Annotated in this window: 21 protein-coding genes and 1 tRNA gene; 17 read left to right on the forward strand and 5 right to left on the reverse strand. The window is 23.9% G+C overall.

The genetic code is table 11. The annotated features are described in order from the left end of the window. Nucleotides 1-2 precede the first annotated feature (2 nt). The 6 genes from hisH to metG all read left to right on the forward strand — a co-directional run bounded on the left by hisH (nt 3) and on the right by metG (nt 6,055). On the forward strand, nt 3-593 hold the full coding sequence (hisH, locus tag AB4W55_RS00380; protein WP_367672575.1) for an imidazole glycerol phosphate synthase subunit HisH: 591 nt from the start codon (nt 3-5) through the stop codon (nt 591-593). A gap of 5 nt (nt 594-598) precedes the next feature. After that, nucleotides 599-1,354: a 1-(5-phosphoribosyl)-5-[(5-phosphoribosylamino)methylideneamino]imidazole-4-carboxamide isomerase gene (hisA, locus tag AB4W55_RS00385; RefSeq protein WP_367672577.1), complete on the forward strand. Its 756-nt coding sequence runs from the start codon at nt 599-601 to the stop codon at nt 1,352-1,354. Further along, on the forward strand, nt 1,318-2,094 hold the full coding sequence (gene hisF, locus AB4W55_RS00390; protein WP_367672579.1) for an imidazole glycerol phosphate synthase subunit HisF: 777 nt from the start codon (nt 1,318-1,320) through the stop codon (nt 2,092-2,094). The genes hisA and hisF overlap by 37 nt, the downstream gene beginning before the upstream one ends. After that, nucleotides 2,088-2,702, forward strand: coding sequence for a bifunctional phosphoribosyl-AMP cyclohydrolase/phosphoribosyl-ATP diphosphatase HisIE (gene hisIE, locus AB4W55_RS00395; RefSeq protein ID WP_367672581.1), 615 nt, complete (start codon nt 2,088-2,090; stop codon nt 2,700-2,702). The genes hisF and hisIE overlap by 7 nt, the downstream gene beginning before the upstream one ends. 107 nt (nt 2,703-2,809) lie before the next feature. Further along, nucleotides 2,810-4,213 carry a decarboxylating NADP(+)-dependent phosphogluconate dehydrogenase gene (gnd, locus tag AB4W55_RS00400; RefSeq protein ID WP_367672583.1) on the forward strand — a complete coding sequence of 468 codons (1,404 nt, stop codon included), beginning with the start codon at nt 2,810-2,812 and terminating at the stop codon, nt 4,211-4,213. A 174-nt stretch (nt 4,214-4,387) separates the two neighbouring features. Next, a complete protein-coding gene (gene metG, locus AB4W55_RS00405) occupies nt 4,388-6,055 on the forward strand; it encodes a methionine--tRNA ligase (RefSeq protein WP_367672585.1) in 1,668 nt (555 codons plus the stop codon). Here metG and tilS read toward each other — a convergent pair. Continuing rightward, nucleotides 6,052-7,359, reverse strand: coding sequence for a tRNA lysidine(34) synthetase TilS (tilS, locus tag AB4W55_RS00410; protein ID WP_367672586.1), 1,308 nt, complete (start codon nt 7,357-7,359; stop codon nt 6,052-6,054). The genes metG and tilS overlap by 4 nt on opposite strands. A gap of 69 nt (nt 7,360-7,428) precedes the next feature. Next, nucleotides 7,429-7,502, reverse strand: a tRNA-Val gene (locus AB4W55_RS00415). 169 nt (nt 7,503-7,671) lie between these two features. On the opposite strand from AB4W55_RS00415, the gene AB4W55_RS00420 reads away from it, so the two are divergent. After that, complete coding sequence (locus AB4W55_RS00420) at nt 7,672-8,217, forward strand: riboflavin synthase subunit alpha (RefSeq protein WP_367672783.1); 546 nt, start codon at nt 7,672-7,674, stop codon at nt 8,215-8,217. Between the two features lie 100 nt (nt 8,218-8,317). Next, entirely contained in the window at nt 8,318-9,601 is a 1,284-nt protein-coding gene (tyrS, locus tag AB4W55_RS00425) for a tyrosine--tRNA ligase (RefSeq protein ID WP_367672588.1), read from the forward strand. Between the two features lie 12 nt (nt 9,602-9,613). Here tyrS and AB4W55_RS00430 read toward each other — a convergent pair whose 3' ends face one another. Then, complete coding sequence (locus AB4W55_RS00430) at nt 9,614-9,991, reverse strand: iron-sulfur cluster assembly accessory protein (protein WP_367672590.1); 378 nt, start codon at nt 9,989-9,991, stop codon at nt 9,614-9,616. A 300-nt stretch (nt 9,992-10,291) separates the two neighbouring features. Here AB4W55_RS00430 and AB4W55_RS00435 point away from each other — a divergent pair, with 300 nt between their 5' ends. The 9 genes from AB4W55_RS00435 (at nt 10,292) to tgt (ending at nt 19,979) form a co-directional block, all read left to right on the forward strand. Beyond that, nucleotides 10,292-11,338 (forward strand): 3-deoxy-7-phosphoheptulonate synthase, encoded by a 1,047-nt coding sequence (locus tag AB4W55_RS00435; RefSeq protein ID WP_367672592.1) that lies wholly within the window; start codon nt 10,292-10,294, stop codon nt 11,336-11,338. Nucleotides 11,339-11,716: 378 nt separating this feature from the next. Then, complete coding sequence (gene thrS / locus AB4W55_RS00440) at nt 11,717-12,922, forward strand: threonine--tRNA ligase (RefSeq protein ID WP_367672593.1); 1,206 nt, start codon at nt 11,717-11,719, stop codon at nt 12,920-12,922. 17 nt (nt 12,923-12,939) lie between these two features. After that, nucleotides 12,940-13,479, forward strand: coding sequence for a translation initiation factor IF-3 (infC, locus tag AB4W55_RS00445; RefSeq protein WP_367672784.1), 540 nt, complete (start codon nt 12,940-12,942; stop codon nt 13,477-13,479). A 43-nt stretch (nt 13,480-13,522) separates the two neighbouring features. Further along, a complete protein-coding gene (rpmI, locus tag AB4W55_RS00450) occupies nt 13,523-13,720 on the forward strand; it encodes a 50S ribosomal protein L35 (protein WP_367672594.1) in 198 nt (65 codons plus the stop codon). A 49-nt stretch (nt 13,721-13,769) separates the two neighbouring features. After that, on the forward strand, nt 13,770-14,123 hold the full coding sequence (rplT, locus tag AB4W55_RS00455; protein WP_367672596.1) for a 50S ribosomal protein L20: 354 nt from the start codon (nt 13,770-13,772) through the stop codon (nt 14,121-14,123). Between the two features lie 89 nt (nt 14,124-14,212). Further along, nucleotides 14,213-15,232 (forward strand): phenylalanine--tRNA ligase subunit alpha, encoded by a 1,020-nt coding sequence (gene pheS, locus AB4W55_RS00460; RefSeq protein WP_367672597.1) that lies wholly within the window; start codon nt 14,213-14,215, stop codon nt 15,230-15,232. Beyond that, nucleotides 15,232-17,619, forward strand: a complete 2,388-nt coding sequence (pheT, locus tag AB4W55_RS00465) for a phenylalanine--tRNA ligase subunit beta (protein ID WP_367672599.1) — start codon at nt 15,232-15,234, stop codon at nt 17,617-17,619. Before pheS ends, pheT begins: the two co-directional genes overlap by 1 nt. A 100-nt stretch (nt 17,620-17,719) precedes the next feature. Further along, the gene (gene queA, locus AB4W55_RS00470) at nt 17,720-18,817 is read left to right on the forward strand and encodes a tRNA preQ1(34) S-adenosylmethionine ribosyltransferase-isomerase QueA (RefSeq protein WP_367672601.1); all 1,098 of its coding nucleotides are present in this window, start codon (nt 17,720-17,722) and stop codon (nt 18,815-18,817) included. Between the two features lie 43 nt (nt 18,818-18,860). Next, entirely contained in the window at nt 18,861-19,979 is a 1,119-nt protein-coding gene (gene tgt / locus AB4W55_RS00475; RefSeq protein ID WP_367672602.1) for a tRNA guanosine(34) transglycosylase Tgt, read from the forward strand. A gap of 28 nt (nt 19,980-20,007) precedes the next feature. Here tgt and glyS read toward each other — a convergent pair whose 3' ends face one another. Together glyS and glyQ are read right to left on the reverse strand one after the other, a co-directional pair. Further along, the gene (gene glyS / locus AB4W55_RS00480) at nt 20,008-22,071 is read right to left on the reverse strand and encodes a glycine--tRNA ligase subunit beta (protein WP_367672604.1); all 2,064 of its coding nucleotides are present in this window, start codon (nt 22,069-22,071) and stop codon (nt 20,008-20,010) included. Nucleotides 22,072-22,075: 4 nt separating this feature from the next. Beyond that, a complete protein-coding gene (gene glyQ, locus AB4W55_RS00485; RefSeq protein ID WP_367672606.1) occupies nt 22,076-22,990 on the reverse strand; it encodes a glycine--tRNA ligase subunit alpha in 915 nt (304 codons plus the stop codon). Nucleotides 22,991-23,023: the final 33 nt, after the last annotated feature.

The following is a 23,023-nucleotide window of genomic DNA, read 5'->3' on the forward strand; positions in this document are numbered from 1 at the left end:
TTATGTCTATAGTAATATTAGATACAGGTTGTGCTAATCTTGCTTCAATGAGATTAGCGATTGAGAAATTAGGATATTATCCTATCATTACAGATAATCCCAAAATTATTTCTTCTGCTAAAAAAATGTTTTTACCTGGAGTTGGAAGTGCTTCGTCAATTATGAATCGATTAATTAAAAAAAAATTAGTTTCACTTATTAAAAATTTAACTTTTCCTATATTAGGGATATGTTTAGGAATGCAGATATTTTCTTCGTTCAGTGAGGAATCTCGCGGGATTAACATGTTAAATATTATTGATGAACCTGTTGTATTATTGGATACTAATAATTTACCATTACCACATACAGGTTGGAATCAAGTTTTTTATTATGTAAGAAATCCATTATTTCATGGTATTAAAGAAGGTTCATGGTTTTATTTTATTCATAGTTATGCATTTAAAATTAATAAATATAGTTCTTCTCAAACTTATTATGGAGCTTATTTTACTTCAGTTATTCAAAAAAATAATTTTTTTGGTGTACAGTTTCATCCAGAAAAATCTGGTAAAGTTGGTTCTCGTTTATTATTAAATTTTTTAGAGATGTAACATAAATGATTATTCCAGCGTTAGATATTATACAAAATAAAATAGTAAGGTTATATCAAGGGGATTATAATTTGATTAAATATTATGATTATAATATTCATGATATGTTAGAACAATATCAATTATTAGGTGTTAAAACAGTACATCTTGTTGATTTAGATGGTGCCCGTAATCCTCGATTAAAACAAAAAAGTTTTTTTCGAGATATAATAAATTATTTTCCAGATTACATACAAGTTGCTGGTGGTATTCGAGATGAACGTGATATAGATTATTTTTTATCCTTAGGGGTAAAAAGGGTTGTTATTGGTTCTTCTGTTATTCAAAATATTGAGACAGTTAAGAAATGGATTAAATATTATGGCAACGAATATATTGTAGTTGCATTAGATATTCAAATCGATAAAAATAATATTAAAAAAGTTTTTATTCATGGATGGAAACAAGATACAGGAAAAAAAATAGAAGATATTTTGCAAGAATTATTATCTGTACAGATTAAATATGTATTATGTACGGATATTTCTCGAGACGGAACGTTATCAGGACCAAATTTTCGGTTATATCAAGAGATGATTCATCAATTTCAAAATATTAATTTTCAGGCTTCTGGCGGTGTTAGTTCAATAGATGACTTATCTAAATTAAAAACAATTGGAATACATGATGTGATTATTGGAAAGGGTTTATTAGAAAATAAGTTTACTATTTTAGAGGCAATGCAATGCTGGCAAAACGAATTATTCCATGTCTTGACGTAAAAGAAGGGTTAGTAGTTAAAGGAATACAATTTAAAAATCACAGAGTTGTTGGAAATATTCTTCAATTAGCTGAAAAATATGCTCTTGAAGGTGCGGATGAATTAGTATTTTATGATATTTGTGCTTCGTCTGATAATCATTTAGTGGATAAAAGTTGGATTATCAAGGTAGCTGAAGTTATCGATATTCCATTTTGTGTTGCGGGTGGTATAAAAAGCGTTCAAGATGTTAAAGAAATTTTATCTTTTGGGGCTGATAAAGTATCAATTAATTCTCCGGCAATCAATGATCCTGATTTAATTACTCGTATTGCAGATCAGTTTGGTCAGCAATGTATTGTTGTTGGTATAGATTCTTGGTTTGATGAATTTACCAAATGTTATTACGTTTATCAGTACACAGGTCGTTCAGAATTTACTAAAAAGACTATATGGGATACTATTTCATGGGTAAAAGAAGTGCAAAAAAGAGGAGCTGGAGAAATTGTATTAAATATGATGAATCATGATGGTATGCGACATGGATATGATTTAAAACAATTAAAAAAAATTAAATCTGTATGTAAAATACCATTAATAGCTTCTGGTGGTGCGGGCAGTATGCAAGATTTTTATAATGTTTTTCAGGAATCTAATGTGGATGGCGCTTTAGCGGCTTCTGTTTTTCATAATAATATTTTTAGTATTCAGAAATTAAAAAACTTTTTAATTAATATGGGAGTAACTATCAGAAGATGTTAAATGATGAAAAACTATCAAGTATTGATTGGGAAAAAGTATCTGGATTAATTCCATGTATTATACAAAATATTTTTTCTAGTGAAGTATTGATGCATGGATATATGAATCCAGAAGCATTATCTATTACACAAAAGGAAAAAAAAGTTACTTTTTATTCACGAACTAAAAAAAGACTATGGACAAAAGGAGAAAAATCAAAAAATTTTTTAAATGTTGTAAAGATTATATTAGATTGTGATCAAGACAGTTTATTAATTTTAGTTAATCCTATAAATCAAACGTGTCATTTAAATGAAAATAGTTGTTTTATTGGACAAAGATCATATTTTACTGATTTTTTTTATTTAGAGAAGAATATTAATGCTAAAAAAAATAGCAATTGTAATCTTTCTTATACTGCTCGTTTACATTCTACAGGAATTTCAAGAATTGCTCAAAAATTAGGAGAAGAAGCGGTGGAGTTAGTTATTTCTTCTTTAAGTAATAATAGAATCGACATAATTAATGAATCTTCTGATTTAATTTATCATTTGATTGTTTTATTACATCAAAAAGATTTGGATTTTTTAAGTGTAATTAAAAATTTAATTCAAAGAATATCAAAATGATATTTTTAAAATTATTTTTTGAATTATATAAATTTTTGATATCTTATTTTTAATAATTTATTTTTATTTTTAAAAAGTTACTTTAAAATCAATAGGGATCAATACTAATGAAAAAAAATGATATTGGTGTATTAGGTATGGCAGTTATGGGTCGAAATTTAGCTTTAAATATAGCAAATCATGGATATAATGTTTCTTTATTTAATCGAACATCGAAAAGAACAAAAGATGTTTTTCTAGAAAATCAAGAAAAAACAATTTTTCCATATTTTTCGATCCAAGATTTTGTCTATTCTTTGAATTCCCCAAAATGTATTTTATTAATGGTACAAGCAGGTTCTGCTACTGATGAAATTATTTCTAATTTAATTCCCTTTTTAAAGAAAGGAGATATTATTATTGATGGCGGAAATTCTTTTTATAAGGATACTGTAAGAAGATATCATGATTTATTAAATTATAATATTAATTTTATTGGATCTGGAATTTCTGGTGGAGAATATGGAGCGTTAACAGGACCGTCAATTATGCCTGGAGGGAAAAAGGAAGCATATGATATTATTTCTCCTATTTTAAAATCCATCTCTGCACATGTTGAAAGTGAACCTTGTGTATCTTATATAGGTCCAGATGGTGCTGGTCATTATGTAAAAATGGTTCATAATGGGATTGAATATGCAGATATGCAATTAATTTCAGAAACTTATGCAATATTAAAAAATCTTTTATTTTTAAATAATCAACAGATTTCTGATGTATTTTGTAATTGGAATAAAGGTGAATTAAGTAGTTATTTAATTGAAATTACTAAAAATATTTTTCTTAAAAAAGATAATGATGGAAATGATTTAATAGATATTATTGTAGATGAAGCTTCTAATAAAGGAACTGGAAAATGGACTTGTTTGGATGCTTTAGAATTAAATGAACCATTAACATTAATTACCTCATCAGTTTTTTCTAGATATTTATCTTCTTTAAGATCTCAAAGAGTTTTAGCTTCTAAAATATTGAAAGGACCGAAGGTTAATTCTATCTCGATGAATAAAGATTTTTTTATTGAACAAATTCGAAAATCTTTATATTTAGGAAAAATTATTTCTTATGCTCAGGGTTTTTCTCAGTTGCATTGCGCATCAAATAAATATGATTGGAATTTAAAATATCATAATATTGCTAAAATTTTTCGTGGAGGATGTATTATTCAAGCATCTTTTTTAAAAAAAATAGTCAAAATGTATGAGTCTGACAATGCGATAATTAATTTATTGTTTTCTTCATATTTTCAGGAGATTGCTAATAATTATCATACTGCATTACGTGAAGTAGTATCTTATGCTATTCAACAAGGTCTTTCTGTTCCTGCTTTTTCTGCTGCTATTTCTTATTATGATGGATATCGTACTTCTTTTTCATCAGCAAATTTAATTCAAGCTCAGAGGGATTATTTTGGTGCTCATACGTATAAACGATATGATAAAAATGGTTCATTTCATACTAATTGGTTATAACAGATTATTTAGATTTAATATATTAATTATTTGTTTTTTTTGTTTATTAAAAAATATTTCAATATGATATAATATTTTACAAAAGGTTTGTATATATTATTATCAATTGATAATTATTTTTTTAAAAAAAATTATATTAATTTTATTCTAAATTAATTATTACTAAAAATATTTATGTATTTTCATATTAACGCAATATTACTTTTATTTTATAATTATGAATATATTAAAAAAAAAATTTTAGTTACCTGCGCATTACCTTATGCTAATGGATCTATTCATATAGGGCATTTATTAGAGCATATTCAAGCAGATATATGGGTTCGTTATAAAAAAATGATAGGTCATGAAGTGTGGTTTTGTTGTGCTGATGATTCTCATGGTACAGCAATTATGATAGAGTCTAAAAAATCGTGCATTTCTCCAGAAAGTTTAATATCTTGTGTTTCTAAAGAACATCAATCTGATTTTAAGAAGTTTAATATTTCACACGATCATTATTCTTCTACTAATAGTAGAATTAATAAAAATTTTGTAAAAAATATATATCTTACTTTAAAAAAGAATAAATTCATTATAGAAAATAATGTTGAACAATTATATGATTTAAAAGAAGGTATGTTTTTACCAGATAGATTTATCAGGGGAATATGTCCAGTATGTTATCAAAAAGATCAATATGGAGATAATTGTGAATCATGCGGTTCTATTTATAAGGCAGTTGAATTAATTAATCCAATTTCTAATCTTTCATTAACGAAACCAGTTTTAAGAAATACAGTTCATTTGTTTTTTAGTTTATCTGCATTAGAAGATAAATTAAAAAAATGGGTTTTTTCTGGTGTAATTGAACAAAAAGTATTAAATAAATTGAAAGAATGGTTTCAATTTGGATTAAAAGATTGGGATATTTCTCGGGACTCTCCTTATTTTGGATTTAAAATACCAGATTTTTTAGATAAATATTTTTATGTTTGGTTTGATGCTTTGATTTCTTATATTAGTTCTTTTCAAGAACTATGTCAAAAAGAACAATTAAATTTTTATGAATTTTGGAAAGAAAATTCTAATGTTGAGCTATATCATTTTATAGGGAAAGATATTATTTATTTTCATGCTTTGTTTTGGCCTGCCATTTTAGAAGCTATTAATTTTAGAAAACCAACTAAAATTTTTGTTCATGGTTATTTAACTTATCAAGGTATCAAACTTTCCAAGTCTAGAGGATCAATTATTTCAGCAAAAAAATGGATTAAATATCTAGATTCCGATAGTTTAAGATATTATTATGCTTCTAAGTTATCTTCTAATATGGATGATATTGAAATGAATTTAGAAGAATTTACAAAAAAAATTAATTCTGATATTGTAAATAAAATTGTTAATTTAGCCGCTCGAAATGCAAGTTTTTTGAATAATTTCTTTGAAAATCATCTATCTTCTCAACTAGATGATATAAATTTATATCAATTTTTTGTTAATTCTACTCATGCTATAGGTCGATATTGGGAAGATAGAAAATTTAATTTAGCTATTCGAAAAATTATAGAATTATCTGATTTAGCAAATGAGTATATTAATAACAAAAAACCCTGGAATATATCAGATATAACAATTAATTCTGATTTGCATAATATTTGTTCAACTGGGATAAATTTTTTTCGTATTATTATAATTTGTATTAAACCTGTTATGCCTGATTTAATTAAACGTTCTGAAAAATTTTTAATAACTAAATTAAATTGGGAAAGCATTAAATTTCCTTTATTAAATCATAAAATTTCTATTTTTAAACCATTATATAAAAGAATTGATTTTAATTTTTTAAAAGATCATTTTTAAGTAATATAATTACTCCATGAAATTTTCCAATATTTTTTTTTAGAATTATTATATTGATATTTAGGTAAAACTAATATTCCAAGTATTGAAACTAGTTCATTATTGTAAAATAAACAAGGTATTTTATTTCTCATCCAGGGTGGAATATTATTTTCTTGCCAGATTATTTTTATTTTTTTTTTATATTTTTCATGAATTAATATTTTTTTTTCTGTTTGAAATCTAATATTAACCAGATCATTTTTTTTGGGATGAATTATTTTTGTTCCATTTGGATCTTGATTGATATTTCCTAGTTCTTGTGGTAGTTTTAGTGGTTTATTACTTTCTTTCCAAAATAATATTAAGTTTTTAATTGATGGATTTATTGGTATTTGGAACAATTGATTTTTATATTTATTTATTTGAAAATTTTGTATATTTACTTTGTGTTTTGTTTTCTCATTATCATGATTGATTAAGAATTGGTAAATTTCCTGTGTTTTTTTATAAGAGATAATTATTTTTTGATATAAATATATCCATCTTCGGATTAATAATATCTTTGTATTTGTTTTTATATTTTTAAATATTTTTGTATGTAATATATTATTGAAAGTAGAGTACTTTTTAAGCATTGTATCTAAAAATTCATTTAAAGATTTTATTTCATTTTTGCAAATTTTCATACTTTTAAAGCAGTTTTTAATAAAAAATGGCCATTTTTTTTGTATTTTATAAATAATTTTATTTCTAATAAAATTTCTATCGTATTTATCACATAAATTACTATCGTCTTCAATCCATTTTATTTTGTTTAATACAGCCCAATTTTTTAATTCGATTTTACTGTATGGTAGTAATGGTCTAATAATATTTTGTTTTTTATGAAAGATACTTACATATGATATTCCAGATATTCCGTTTAAACCGCTTCCTCTTTTAAGTGATAAAAATAAATTTTCGCATTGATCATTTAAATGATGTCCTGTAACTAATATTTCTTCTGGAAGAATACTTTCTTTAATTGCTTGATATCGTAATTTTCTTGCTATAGATTGTATATTTTTTTGATTTTGAATTTTAATTTTTTTTGAAATAAATTCTATTTTTTTTTTTTTACATACTTGTTTACAATGTTGATTCCATATATCTGATTGTGGGTTGATTTGATGATCAATATAAATTGCTCTTATCTTTATAAATGGGTATTTGTTTGTAAATTTTAATAATTGATATAATAGAACAGTCGAATCTAGCCCACCACTATACGATAATAAAATTTTTTGATATTTTTTAATAGAATTTATAAAATTTTTTATCAATTTATAATACTCTTTTTTTTGGATATAAATATTTATGTGTTTTTTAATTTATTTTTTATATATAATTTATACGTTCGAGTGGAATTGAACCACCGACCCTCACCGTGTCATGGTGATGCTCTAACCAACTGAGCTACGAACGTAAATATATTTAATATATAATAACATATATTTAAATTTAATATAATATAATTATAATAAATTTTATTTTTATTCTTTCTAACTTTTTGGGGGTATTATGTTTACTGGTATTATACAAGGTATAGGTACTGTTTTTGATATAAAAAAAAAAAAGAATTCTTACATTGTGCAATAGAATTTCCATGTAATTTATTATTTAATTTAAAAATTGGTGATTCTATATCAAATAATGGTTGTTGTTTAACAGTTGTAAAAATTTTAAATAATCTTGTGTATTTTGATATTGTGAAATCAACTTTAAAGATTACTAATTTTTATTTATTATCTGTTGGTTTGATAATTAATATTGAAAGAGCATTAAAATTTGGAGATGAAATTGGTGGACATTTAGTATCTGGTCATATCACAAATACGGCAATTGTATGTGATATTTTACATTCTAAAAATAATAAAAAAATATATTTTAAGCCGAATGATATATCCATTATGAGGTATATTTTTTCCAAAGGTTTTATTACTATTGATGGAGTAAGTTTAACTGTATATGATATTTTAAAAGATATGTTTAGTGTGTATTTTATTCCAGAAACTTTATTAAAAACCAATTTATCTCATAGAATAATTGGAGATATTGTTAATATTGAAGTAGATTATTATACTAAAATTATTGTGGATCAAGTAAAAGATTATTCTGAAGGTATAAAAAAAATAGTTTAATAAAACAATATAGCTGTAAATTATTTTTTTATAATTATGATATAATGATTTTTTTAACAAATTAATACAAAATATTTACTATATTAATTTTTTTAAATATATGAAAAATTTAAATATTTTAAATGAATTAAAAATAAGAGGTTTTATTTCTCAAATAAGTAATATCAATGATTTTGAAAGGTTTTTACTTTTTAATCAAATTTCCCTGTATTGTGGTTTTGATCCCACTTCTGATAGTTTACATGTGGGACATATTTTACCTTTAATATGTTTAGCATGGTTTAAAAAATATAATCATAAAGCGATTGTTTTAATAGGTGGTGCTACAGCTTTGATTGGTGATCCTAGTTTTAAAAATCAAGAAAGGTTATTACATGATTCGAATTTTACATCTTTTTGTAGTAAAAAGATTATAGATCAAATATTATTATTTTTTAAAAATATTAATCTTTCTCCACCTATAATTGTAAATAATTATGATTGGTTTAAAAAAATTAATCTTATTTCGTTTTTAAGGGATATTGGAAAATTTTTTTTAGTCAATCAAATGATAAGTAAAACATTTGTTAAAGATAGAATCAATCGATCAGATCAAGGAATATCATTTACAGAATTCTCTTATAATCTGTTACAATCATATGACTTTTTAGAATTATATAAAACGTATAAAGTTCATTTACAAATAGGAGGATCTGATCAATGGGGAAATATTTTATCAGGAATTGATTTAATCCGTAAATTATATCATGACCAAACATTTGGTTTAACTGTTCCGTTACTCACTCAACCGAATGGCGTAAAATTTGGAAAAACAGAAAAAGATAAAATTATTTGGTTAAATCGCGATAAAACTAGTCCTTATGCTTTTTATCAATTTTGGTTAAATATTCAGGATGAAAGTATTATTGATTTTTTAAAATTATTTACTTTTTTAGAGATTTCAGAAATTCAAAAAATTAAATATGATTTTGATATTTTAAGTAAAGATTATTTTTATTTTAAATCCATTTTAGCTGATCATATTACAAGGATTATACATGGTCAACATGAATTAGATGCTGCTAAACGAATTACAAATAGTCTGTTTTTTGGAAATATAAATCATTTAAAAGAATCTGATTTTGATCAATTGAGACAAGACGGTATTCCTTCTATTGATTTAAATGGTTCAGAAGATTTACGTCAGGCATTAGTTTTATCAGGTTTATCTTCATCTCGAAATGATGCATATAAATTAATTAATTCCAATGCAATTTCTGTTAATAATAAGAAAGAAAAAAATCCAAATTATTTATTTCATGCTACAGATAAGTTATTTGGTAAATTTACAATATTGCTAAAAGGAAAAAAGAAATATTCTTTATTATGTTGGCGAGGATATTAATATTAAAAATATTTATTTTGGAATAATATTAAAACTTTCTCCACAACCACAAGATTCTTTCGCTTGAGGGTTGTTAAATTTAAAACTCATGTTAATGCCATCACTTTCTACAAAATCTATTTTTGTTCCATCAATGAGTTTCATATTTTCATTTTTAATGTATATTTTAGCATCTTGGTTTTGATAAATATAAAAATTTTTCTTATTTATTTGTGTTTCAAGATATATTAGTGATAAATAATATCTAAATCCAGCGCATCCTGATTTTTTTATGTTGATTTGAATGCCTTTTATATTTTGATGTTTTTTTATTAAATTTTTAATTTTTTTATATGCTGTTTGTGTTAGACTAATTCCTTTCCATTTTTTTTGATTAATGTTTTTATTCATATGATTTTTATTTTTTAATATATTTAAAAGATTGTATTTTTAATATCTCAAATGATATAAATATTAATTTTACGTTTTAATGTAATTATAATATATTTTGTAAGATATTTACAATAATTTACGTATTTTAAATGATTATTTTTTTTGTTTGTTTTTTATTGAAACATGTTTATTTTTTTAAAATATCAAAATTTTTTAAATAATTAATTTGAATTTGTGTATTTATTAGTTTACTTTAATATCATAATCATAATGATATAATATTAACTTTAAGTAAATTAATTAATTTTAGAGAATAAAATGAAAAAAACAGATGAACTGCGTACCATACGAATTGATTCATTAGTTACTCCAGCTGATTTAGCAAAACGTCATTCTTTAACCCCAGAAATTATTAAAAATGTTATTACAGCTAGAAAAAATATTTCTAATATTATGACAGGAAAAGATAAGCGTTTATTGGTTGTAATTGGACCATGTTCGGTACATGATCCAATTGCTGCTATTGAGTATGCAAATCGTCTGAATGTGTTGCGAAAAAAACATTATTCTCGACTTGAAATTATTATGCGTACTTATTTTGAAAAACCTAGAACTGTTGTTGGTTGGAAGGGATTAATTTCAGATCCGGATCTTGATAATAGTTTTCGGGTAAATCATGGTTTATCTATTGCTCGTAAATTATTATTAGATATTAATTCGTTAGGTATGCCTGCTGCTACAGAGTTTTTAGATATTGTAATTGGACAATTTATTGCTGATTTAATTAGTTGGGGCGCAATTGGAGCTAGAACTACAGAAAGTCAAATACATAGAGAAATGGCTTCTGCTCTTTCCTGTCCAGTGGGATTTAAGAATGGGACAGATGGAAATATTAGTATTGCTATAGATGCAATTCGCGCAGCTCAGGTGCGTCATTTATTTTTTGCGCCGAACAAAAATGGTCAAATGACTATCAATCATACCAGTGGTAATCCATTTAGTCATATTATTATGCGTGGAGGTAAACGTCCAAACTATCATTCAAAAGATATTCTATTAGCGGTCGAAAGATTACGCGAGTTTTCCTTACCAGAATATTTAATGGTGGATTTTAGTCACGGAAATTGCTTAAAACAACATATTTTACAATATCAAGTTGCCGATTCAATTTGTAAACAAATTCGCGATGGTTCAAATAGTATTACAGGAGTAATGATTGAAAGTTTTTTAGTAGAAGGATCTCAGAAAGTTATTAATAAAAAAGAATTATCATATGGTCAATCTATTACCGATCCTTGTTTAGGTTGGGAAGATAGTATCTCAATTATTTCTGAATTAGCAAAAGCGATTAATAATCGTTTTTAATCTTTTTGATACCAGTCACAATTGACTGGTATCGTATATATTTTATATTTATTTAATAATATTATTTATTAAAAATATAGTATTTTAAATCTAATGTAAATTAAAATACGTTTTTAAAATAAATTAGAAATTAACTATTTAGATGATTATGAACATATCATTTGTTTAATATTTTATTAGGTTTATATTTTTATAAAAGTGATTTTTATATTCATTCAGTTTTTAAAATTCATAAATATTATTTTTAAATCCTAAATTAAATTTTTTTTTGTATTTTTTTTTGGATTAAGAAATTTTAATAAAATATCATAAAAAATTTATTAAATATGTTAATTTAATTATCATTAATTATTTGAATGTTTAAATAATGTTAAATTTATGAAAAATAATGATCACAGAATAATTAACAAAAAAATGAAGTTGTATCATTCTCAAGAAGAAGCTGCTGGTATGATATTTTGGCATCATAATGGTTTGATTATTTTTAAGGAATTAGAGAATTTTATTCGTTTTCAATTAAAAAAATGGAAATATTATGAAGTTAAAACTCCATTAATTATGAATAAATTATTGTGGAAAATGAGCGGCCATATTGATAATTTTGATCATTCCATATTTAATATGGTATCAGAAGGTCAAGAATATTGTATTAAACCAATGAATTGCCCGGCTCATATACAAATTTTTAATTATAGTTTAAAATCATATCGAGATCTTCCCATAAGAATGGCAGAATTTGGAATATGTCATCGAAATGAGCCTTCTGGTGCGTTACATGGTTTAATGCGTTTAAGAAGTTTTACGCAAGATGATGCTCATATTTTTTGTACTCCAGATCAAGTTCAACATGAAATACAAAAATGTATTCAAATGATTTTTGATGTTTATAAAATTTTTGGTTTTAAAAAAGTTCATGTTAAATTTTCAACCAGACCAAATAAAAGAATTGGTAATGATCAAATATGGGATCAAGCAGAAGAAAATTTAAAAAATGCATTATTGACGAATAATGTTGATTTCCAATATCAATCAGGGGAGGGTGCTTTTTATGGTCCTAAAATTGAGTTTATTTTAGAGGATTCATTAGATAGATTTTGGCAATGTGGTACAATCCAGCTTGATTTTTATTTACCAAAAAGATTTGGTTCTATTTATATTGATGATAGTAATCATCGAAAAACACCCATTATGATTCATCGTGCAATATTAGGATCAATAGAGCGTTTTATTGGTATTTTGCTAGAGGAATATTCTGGATTTTTACCGGTTTGGTTAGCACCAGTTCAGGTTGTAATTATTAATATAAATATTAATCATATAGAATATGTATCTACATTATATAAAAAAATTTTTAACTTAGGAATTAGAGTCCAGCATGATATTACCAACGAAAAGATGAATTTTAAAATTCGAAAATATACAATTCAGAAAATTCCGTATATTTTAATTTGTGGTGATCGCGAAGTGCAAAATCATAGTATTAATGTTCGTAATAATATTAAAAATATTATTGAATCATTAGATTCTGAAAATTTTATACAGCGATTAAAATTGGAAATTAAAAATCGTGATTGTTATTTATAGAAAGGGAGGAATCAAGTATTAAATTTGGAAAACAAATCAAATCAGTTAAATCTAATCGTATTAATGATGAAATTAAATCAAATAAGGTTAGATTAATTGCGATCAATGATGAACCAATTGGAATTGTTGATTTAGATTATGCTTTAAAAAAAGCAGAAGAGTTAGCTTTAGACTTAGTCGAAATTAGTCCCAATTCTGATCCGCCGGTTTGTAGAATTATGGATTATGGAAAATTTTTATATAAAAAAAATAAGAATATTAAAGAACAACGAAAAAAACAGAAAGTTTTACAAATTAAAGAAGTCAAATTTCGACCTAGTACTGATGAGGCGGATTATCAAGTTAAATTACGTAATTTAATACGATTCTTAAATAATGGAAATAAAGTAAAAATTACTTTAAGATTTCGAGGGCGTGAACTGGCTCATCAAAATCTTGGTGTTCAAGTTTTAAAAAGAGTCCAGAAAGACTTAATAGAATTATCTACTTTAGAATCATTTCCTTTTAAAATAGAAGGACGTCAAATGGTGATGATTTTATCTCCTAAAAAAAAATAATTTAAATTATTTTGAATCATGTAAACTCAGGTATGAAAAAATTATGCCTAAAATGAAAACATTAAAGAGTGCTTCTAAAAGATTTAAAGTTACTGCTTCCGGTCAGTTTAAACGTAAACAATCTAATTTACGACATATTTTAACTAAAAAAACATCTCATCGAAAAAGACACCTTCGTCCTAAAATAATTATTTCAAAAGGAGATAAATCATACATGCAATCTTTTTTTCCATATATTTAATTAATATTTTATATTTGAAGCTATTTTTTTTATTTTAGAAGGGGATGCAATGGTTCGTGTTAAACGAGGTGTAACTGCTCGCGCTCGACATAAAAAAGTTTTACAAAAAGCAAAAGGATATTATGGAGCTCGATCGCGTGTTTATCGAGTTGCTTGTCAAGCAGTTGTAAAAGCTGGCCAATACGCGTATCGCGATAGACGTCAGAAAAAGAGACAATTTCGAAAATTATGGATTACTCGAATTAATGCGGCAACTCGAAAAAATCAAATTTCGTATAGTAATTTTATTTATGGTTTAAAAAAATTACATATTCAAATTAATCGGAAAATTTTATCTGAAATTGCTATTTCAGATCAAAGAACATTTAGTACGTTAATAGAACAGGTAAAAAATAATTTATAATTTTTTATTTTTTATTAATATTTATATATTTTTTAATATAAGCTTCCTTTTTTGGAGGCTTATATAATAATTATATTTTGGTGATAATATTGCACGTTAAACATGTATCGTTTGATAAAATTGGATTTATTAATTCATTTAATATGGATATTAATGTTATAAATGATCATAAAGAATTAGAAAATTTGAGGATTAAATATCTTGGTAAAAAGGGGTTAATCGCTCATCAAATAAATTTATTAAAACATTTACCCCTTGTAGAGCGTAAACGGTTTGGGAAAATAATTAATAATGTAAAACATTATATTTATACCAAAATTAATAATAAAAAAATATTTTTAGATGATTTATTAATTAATAAAAATATATCTTTAAATAATTTAGATCTTTCTCTTCCTGGTAGAAGAAGTAATATTGGTTCTATGCACCCTATTACTAGTACTATTTATTATATAGAGCGTTTTTTTAATAGTTTAGGTTTTGATATTCTTTCGGGGGGTTTTGAATTAGAAGACCAGTATCATAATTTTGATGCTTTAAATATTCCAATATATCATCCCGCTCGGAATGTTCAAGATACTTTTTGGTTTGATTCTAATTTTTTATTAAGAACACAAACTTCTAATATGCAAATTCATGAAATCAAAAAAAATAAATTTCCAATTCGAATGATTATATCGGGAAAAGTTTATCGTAAAGATTCTGATAAAACTCATAGTCCAATGTTTCATCAGGTAGAGGGATTGGTAATTGATAAGAATGTTAATTTTTCTAATTTAAAGTGGGTAATCAGTAATTTTTTAAATGATTTTTTTAAAAAAAATATAGAAATTCGATTTCGTTCTTCTTATTTTCCTTTTACGGTATTATCTTGTGAAGTAGATATTAAAAGTTCTGACGGTTCATGGTTAGAAGTTTTAGGTTGTGGAATAGTACATCCAAATATTTTAAAAAGATTTAATATTAATTCCAAATTATATTCTGGTTTTGCTTTTGGAATAGGGGTAGAAAGAATTATTATGTTATATTATGGGATTAAAGATTTGCGTTGTTTTTTTAAAAATGATATAAAATTTCTTTCTCAATTTAAGAAAAATAGGTATTTTTAATGCGTTTTAATGAAAAATCGTTACGTAAATGGATTAACCCCCAAATTGGAATTGATATGATTTGTAATCAGATTACTAGATCTGGTTTAGAAGTAGAAGATATTCAAGATTTATTAAATTTTGGTGGTGATTTGATTATTGGTAATATTGTTTCATTTCGTAAAGATATAAGTTTGAATCATTTATATATAGTATGTGTTCAAATAAGTGAAAAAAATATACTTACTGTTATATCTGATGCAAATAATATTCGAAATAATATGAAAGTTGTTGTTGCTCCAATTGGTTCTAAAATTTTTCCCGATAAAATAATTAATGCATTTACATTAAGCAATATCACTTCAGAAGGAGTATTATGTTCTTTTTTTGATATAAATATGTTTGGTAGTAAATCAGAAATTATTGAATTACCTAAGAATGCTCCTTTAGGAAGGAAATTAAAAGATTATGATTTTTATCATGATAAAATTATTAAATTGAGTATTACATCAAATAGAATGGATGTTTTTGGAGTATTTGGAGTCGCAAGGGATGTATCAATATTAAATAATTTATCTTATCCTATATTTACAGAAAAGAATATTTCTGTTTCTATTTCAGAAAAATGTATTATAAATTTACAAGATTGTAATTTTGTTTGTAAATATAGAGGAAGATTAATAAAAAATATTAATTTACGTGTTAAAACTCCTTTATGGATAAGAGAATACTTAAGAAGATGTTTTGTTCATCCAGTAAATGTTGTTGTAGATATTTTAAATTACGTATTTTTAGAGCTGGGGCAATCTGTAAATGTTTTTAGTTATTTTAGTAATCTAAAAAATGTTTTTCTTAGATTTGCTAATAATAATGAAACCATTAAAATAAATAAAAAAAATCAATTGATTTTGAATAATAAGGTTATAGTTATTTCTGATGAGAAAAATATTATTTCATTTCTTGGAAATGTTAATTTTGATATATTTCCTATAAATTTAGATTATACAAATTTATTTATTGGTTCTATTTTTATTGATCCTGAATTATTACAATATTCAAATTATAACTTAAAATTAAATAATCCAAATTTAATATTGAATGATTATAATATTGATCCTGGATTTCAGATAAAAACTATAGAATATGTAACGTATTTATTTCTTAGTATTTGCAAGGGGGAGCCTGGTCCTATTGTAAAATATACTTCTTTAAATTATTGTACTTTTATAAAAAAAATACGGTTATATTTTACTCATATTAAAAGAATTTTAGGATATGATATTCATTCTACTATTTTATATAGTATTTTAAATAAATTAGGTTATCAAGTTGTTCAATCAAACAATTATTTTATAGTTACTCCTCCTACCTGGAGATTAGATATAGCCATTGAAGAAGATGTCATTTCTGATATCATGAGGATTTATCAATATGATAACATTGTTTCTGAAAAATTATGTATTTTTAAAGAAGATATTGTTTATGATTTACCCCAAAGTATGTTGAAAAGAGTTAAATTTTTATTAATAGATAAAGGTTATCATGAAGTAATTAATTATAGTTTTGTTGATCCAACAATACAAAATGTACTTTTTAAAAATCAAAAATTTGTATCATTAAAGAATCCTATTTCATTTGATATGTCTTCTATGCGATTTTCGCTTTTTTCTGGTTTAATTAAAAATATTTTGTATCATCAAAATAGACAACATGAAGAAATTCGGTTATTTGAGAGTGGTTTATGTTTTTCTTCTGATTTAAATAATACATTATGTATTAAACAGGATTTTATGCTTGCTGGTGTAATAGGGAGTATAAATTATAAAAAATATTGGAATGTATCTGATTATAAAGTAGATTTTTATGACCTAAAAGGAGATTTAGAATCTATCTTTGATGTTCTTGGTTGTTTTGAAGATATTCGGTTTACTTCAGGAAAAATAAATTTATTACATTCACATCAAAGTTTATTAATTTTATTTAAAAATGAAGTAATTGGTAGTTTAGGTGCATTAAACCCATTTTTGTTACGACAATTTCGTTTAAATTATTCTATATTTTATTTTGAATTATTTTGGGATAAGTTATCTTTTCAAGAGTTGGTGAGTATTAAAAATATTTCAGAATTTCCAAGTAGTAAAAGAGATATTTCTGTAATAGTTTCTGAAGATATCTTAGTTGGAGATATTCTGGAAGCTTGCAAAAATGCATTGTCAGATAATCTTGTTGAAATTAGGATTTATGATATATATCGAGGAAGTACTATTCCTATCAATAAGAAAAGTATATCTTTTTCATTGATTTTTCAACACATGAGTCGCACATTACAAGAAAATGAGATTGACTTTATGATAAATATTTGCATAAATATTTTAAAAATAAAATTTCAAGCTATTTTAAGAAATTAAAGATAAATATTATTTATTTTTACTAAATACGTATTAATATAATTTATTTTTTGTGATCCAATTATAGATATTTATCAATTTTTAAATTATGGATATAAATATGCTTCTTAAATATTTTTCATTTCATGTTCCAAAATCATTAATATCTTTTTACCCACATAATATTAGAACTCGTTCTAGATTACTATCTATTAACGGACAAACTGGAAAGATCACTCATGGAATATTCTCGGATATTGTTCATAAATTTAAAACGGGAGATGTATTAGTTTTAAATGATACGAAAGTTATTCCAGCTAGATTATTTGGTTATGTTTCATTTAAAAGTAAAAAGATAGAATTTTTAATTCAAAAAATTATTGATCAAAAATATATTTTAGTATCGACAAATGATTATAAATCTATTTCTATTGGAGATTTAATTCTTTTTAAGAAAGATATAGAAATTACAGGAAGAGTCGTTTCTTTTAAAAATAATTGTTTTTTAATTTTATTTAGTTATTTTGGTTCTATTTTTGATCTTTTAAATAAAATAGGATATATTCCATTACCTCCGTATATTAAGAGAAATTTGCAATCTTTAGATGATTATGCGTATCAAAATGTTTATAGTAAAAAATTAGGATCTATTGCAGCTCCTACTGCAGGATTGCATTTTGATCAGGATTTATTGCATACTATTATTAATAAGGGTGTAAAAATATGTTTTATTACTTTACATATTGGATCTTCTACTTTTAAATTAGTACATTCAGAAGATATTTCAAAACATGTTATGCATGAAGAGTATATGGAAATATCTTTTGATACAGTGAATTTAATTCATGAAGAAAAGAAAAAGGGTAATCGCATTATTGCGGTAGGTACAAGTACTTTACGTGCTTTAGAAAGTGCGAAATGGTTTGTTTTAAATAATCCTATTTCTTCTATTTCTTTAAATACTAATATTTTTATCATACCTGGATATCGTCATAAAATTGTAGATATATTAATTACAAATTTTCATTTTCCAAAGTCTACATTAATTATGTTGGTATCTTCTTTTTTAGGGTATCAATATACTATGTATGCTTATAAAGTAGCAATTAAAAATAAGTATAGGTTTTTTAGTTATGGTGATGCAATGTTCATTACAAAAAATTATAAAGCTCCTTTTGAAAAAATATTACATATTGAAAATAAAATAAATAATTTTTAATTTTATAAATTATATATATTAAAATTAGTTTTTTGGAGAGAGTATGAAATTTCAAGTATATAAGAATGATGGATATGCTCGATATGGTATATTATCTTTTTATAATCAAAATATTGAAACTCCTTTATTTATGTCGGTTGGCACTTATGGAGCTATAAGAAGTTTAAGTATTGATGATTTATTACTTACTAAAACTCAGATGATTTTGTCTAATGCTTTGCATTTATTTTTGAGGCCTGGTATAGATATTATAAAATTACATGGTGATTTACATAATTTTATGAATTGGCATGGACCTATTTTAACTGATTCAGGGGGTTTTCAAATATTTAGTTTATCGAAATTTTGTTCTATCATAGAAAAAGGTGTATATTTTAAAAACCCTATTAATGGGAAAGTGCTATTTTTTACTCCCGAATTGTCTATTGATACCCAGTGTTATCTTAATTCAGATATTGTAATGGTATTTGATGAATGTATTAATTCTTTTTCTTCTTTTAGAGAAGTAAAAAAATCTACGGAAATGTCATTAAGATGGGCATTGAGAAGTAAATATAGATTTGAATTTAAAAAAAACAAAAATGCTTTATTTGGTATTATCCAAGGTGGAATTTACAAATCTTTGCGAACATTTTCTATTAATGAATTACTTCAGTTAAATTTTGATGGATATGCCATTGGGGGGTTATCTGTTGGTGAACCTAAAGAAATCATGTACAATTTATTAAAATATATTTGTTGTAATTTACCGTTAGATAAACCTAGATATTTAATGGGTGTTGGTAAACCAGAAGATATTATAGAAGCTGTTCGTTGTGGTGTTGATATGTTTGATTGTGTAATTCCTACCCGACATGCTAGAAATGGATCTTTATTTACTACTTTTGGTGTTATAAATATTCGAAATAAAAAATACAAAACAGATATTTCAGTTTTAGATAAAACATGCAAGTGTTATACTTGTATGAATTATACGAGATCTTATTTGCATCATTTATTTCGTTGTCGTGAAACGCTAAGTTATAAATTAAATTCGATACATAATTTATATTATTATCAATCTTTAATGTGTGATATAAGAAATTCTATTCAAAATAATACATTTGATGATTTTTGTTATGATTTTTATAAAAATATAAAAATAAATAAACATTTTAAATAATTTTTTATTTAATGAAATAATATATTTTTTAAAAATCAGCAATGTTTAAAAATAATTTCTTTGCTTCTATTAATAATGCAATTCTATTAATTTTTATATTTTCATTTTCATATTCAATAGAAATTTTATCTAAGAAATTATTTATAAAAATATTTAATTTAAATAAACTATGTAATATTTCATCATATTTTTTGTTCTTAATAAAGGGATAGATTGTTTTTTTTGTTTTTTGGATTTCTTGAAATAATATTTTTTCTTCTTTTTTTTTCATTAAATTAAAAGAAACTTGTTGGTATCGATTAATGTTGCAATTTAATTTTTTTATTAGTTTGTTTATTCTTTTTTTTGTTACTATTAAGTTTTTAAATGATATTTCATGTTGAAATTTAGAGATTGTTTGAATTTTTTTATGTATATCTAATAGGTTCTCATGATTACATATAAATACCGACTGAATAATATTTGTATTATATTTTTGTTTTTTATACCATATGTATAATCTATTGAATATGAATTCTATGATTTTTTTTTTGATATTTTCGTTGTTGTTTAATAAGTTATATGTATTTATTGATTTATCGATTAATTTATGTAAATTAATATTAATGTTTTTTTTTATAATAATTCGTATTATTCCAATAGTTAATCTTCTAATTCCAAATGGGTCTTTTTTTTTTTTAGGTTCTTGGTTTATTAAAAAGAATCCTACAATACTATCTATTTTATCGGTAATAGATAATGAATATCCAACTTTATTAGATGGTATTTTATCTCCCGAGAATGTAGGTTGATATTGTTCTTTTAAGGCAATTGCAACATTTTTAGATTCTTGAGAATAATTAGCATAGTTCATACCTACTATTCCTTGTAATTCTGGGAATTCATATACCATTTGTGTTTTTAAATCACACTTTGATAAATATGCTGATCTTATGCTATCTTTTGGATCGGCTTTAGTATAACGAATAACATATTGAATTAATTGAATTAATCGTTTAGATTTTTCATACATTGATCCTAAATTTTCATGAAAAATAATTTTTTTAAGAAGAGGAAAATATTTTTCTATTTTATTTTTTATATCATTTTCTAAAAAGAAATGAATATCAGATAATTTTGCGTGTAATACTCTTTCGTTACCAAGGATTATATGGTTTTTAATTTCAGAGATTGTATTAGCAATAATGATAAAATAATTGGTTAGTTGATTATTTTCATGATATATTGGAAAACATTTTTGTACGGATTCAATAACATATATAAGTATTTCTTTTGGAATTTTTAAAAAATTTTTTTGAAATTTTCCATATAAAATTACTGGCCATTCTACTAAACATGCAACCTCTTCTAGCATTTGATTACTAATATTTAGTTTTCCATTTAATTTTTTTGCTATTTCATTTGAATTATCAAATATTATTTGTTTTCTTTGTTCAAAATTTGCAATTACTTTTCCTTTTTCATAAAGTATTTTTTCATATTCTTTTGCGTGAGAAATTTTGATTTTAGATGGTATGGTAAATATATTTCCATATAAAAATTTTTTTGAGTTAATTTCAAGAATATTCGTTTTTATAGATTTTTTATCCAATAGAATTGTGATACTTCTGACGGGTCTTATAAATTTTATATGTTGTTTATTCCATATCATGTTTTTATATTTTTCTAGCTTTTTAATTGAAGAAATAATAATTTTAATTAATATATCTTCTATATTGGTATTTTGTTTATAGCTTTCGTATAATAACCATTCTCCTTGATTAGTAATCATTTTTTTTGTTTGTTGAATGTTAATATTCATTTTTTTTAACCACTTTAATGCAGATATGGTTAATTTACCTGTATCGTCGAATGAACTTTTTATTGATGGCCCCCGATAGGTATTTTTTTTTTTAATAATATATGTATTTAATTTTTCAATATTAATCGCTATTCTTCTTGGTGAATGAAATAAATTAATTGTAGAATATTTGATTTTATTTTTATTTAATTCAAATTTGAAATTATTATAAAAATTTTTTGAGATTTCTATAATTAATTTCGGTGGCATTTCTTCAGTTCCAATTTCTATTAAAAAAGTTTTATTATTCATGATTCTATTTTTTACCATTTAATAATAATGGAAATCCTTTATTTTTTCTAAATTCATAATAACATTTTGCAATGCTTATTGCTGTTGACCGTATTTTAAAAATATATTTTTTTCTTTCAATGTTTCCTAAAATTTGCCTTGCATCTAATAAATTAAAATTATGTATAGCTTTTAAAATATTTTCATACGCGGGTAAAATTAATGGTTGTTTAAATGAAATTAATCTATTAGATTCTAGTAAATATTGTTCAAATAAATTTAATATAGATTGTGTATTTGAATATTGAAAGTTATATAAAGAATGTTCTAATTCGTTTTGGTAAAATAACTCTTTATAGGTCATTTGATATATTTTATTTTGATCCCAAATTACATCATAAACATTATTTACATTTTGAATATTCATTGCTATTCTTTCAATACCATATGTTATTTCTACACTAATTGGTTCACATTCTATTCCTCCAATTTTTTGAAAGTAAGTAAATTGTGTAATTTCCATTCCATTTAACCATATTTCCCAACCAATTCCCCAAGCTCCTAAAGTAGGGTTTTCCCAATTATCTTCTACAAAACGGATATCATTTTTTTTAATATCTAAGTTTATTTTTTTTAATGACTGTAAATATAAATTTTGGATATTTTCGGGAGCTGGTTTTATGATTACCTGAAATTGATAATATTGTTGTAATCTATTAGGATTATTCCCATATCTTCCATCAGTTGGTCTTCTTGAGTTTTGTACATATGCCATATTTAATGGTTCGGGTCCAATAGAACGTAGAAAAGTACAATAATGAAATGTTCCCGCTCCTACAGATATGTCTAGTGGTTCTACTATAATAGATCCTCTTTTTGACCAGAATTTTTTTAAATCTGAAATTAAATTACAACATGTGTATGTTTTTTTTATTTTCATAATGATTTAGTGGGATTAAAATGTATTAAAATA

This window comes from Buchnera aphidicola (Symydobius americanus), from assembly GCF_964059135.1.
GTDB lineage: Bacteria > Pseudomonadota > Gammaproteobacteria > Enterobacterales > Enterobacteriaceae > Buchnera_L > Buchnera_L aphidicola_AJ.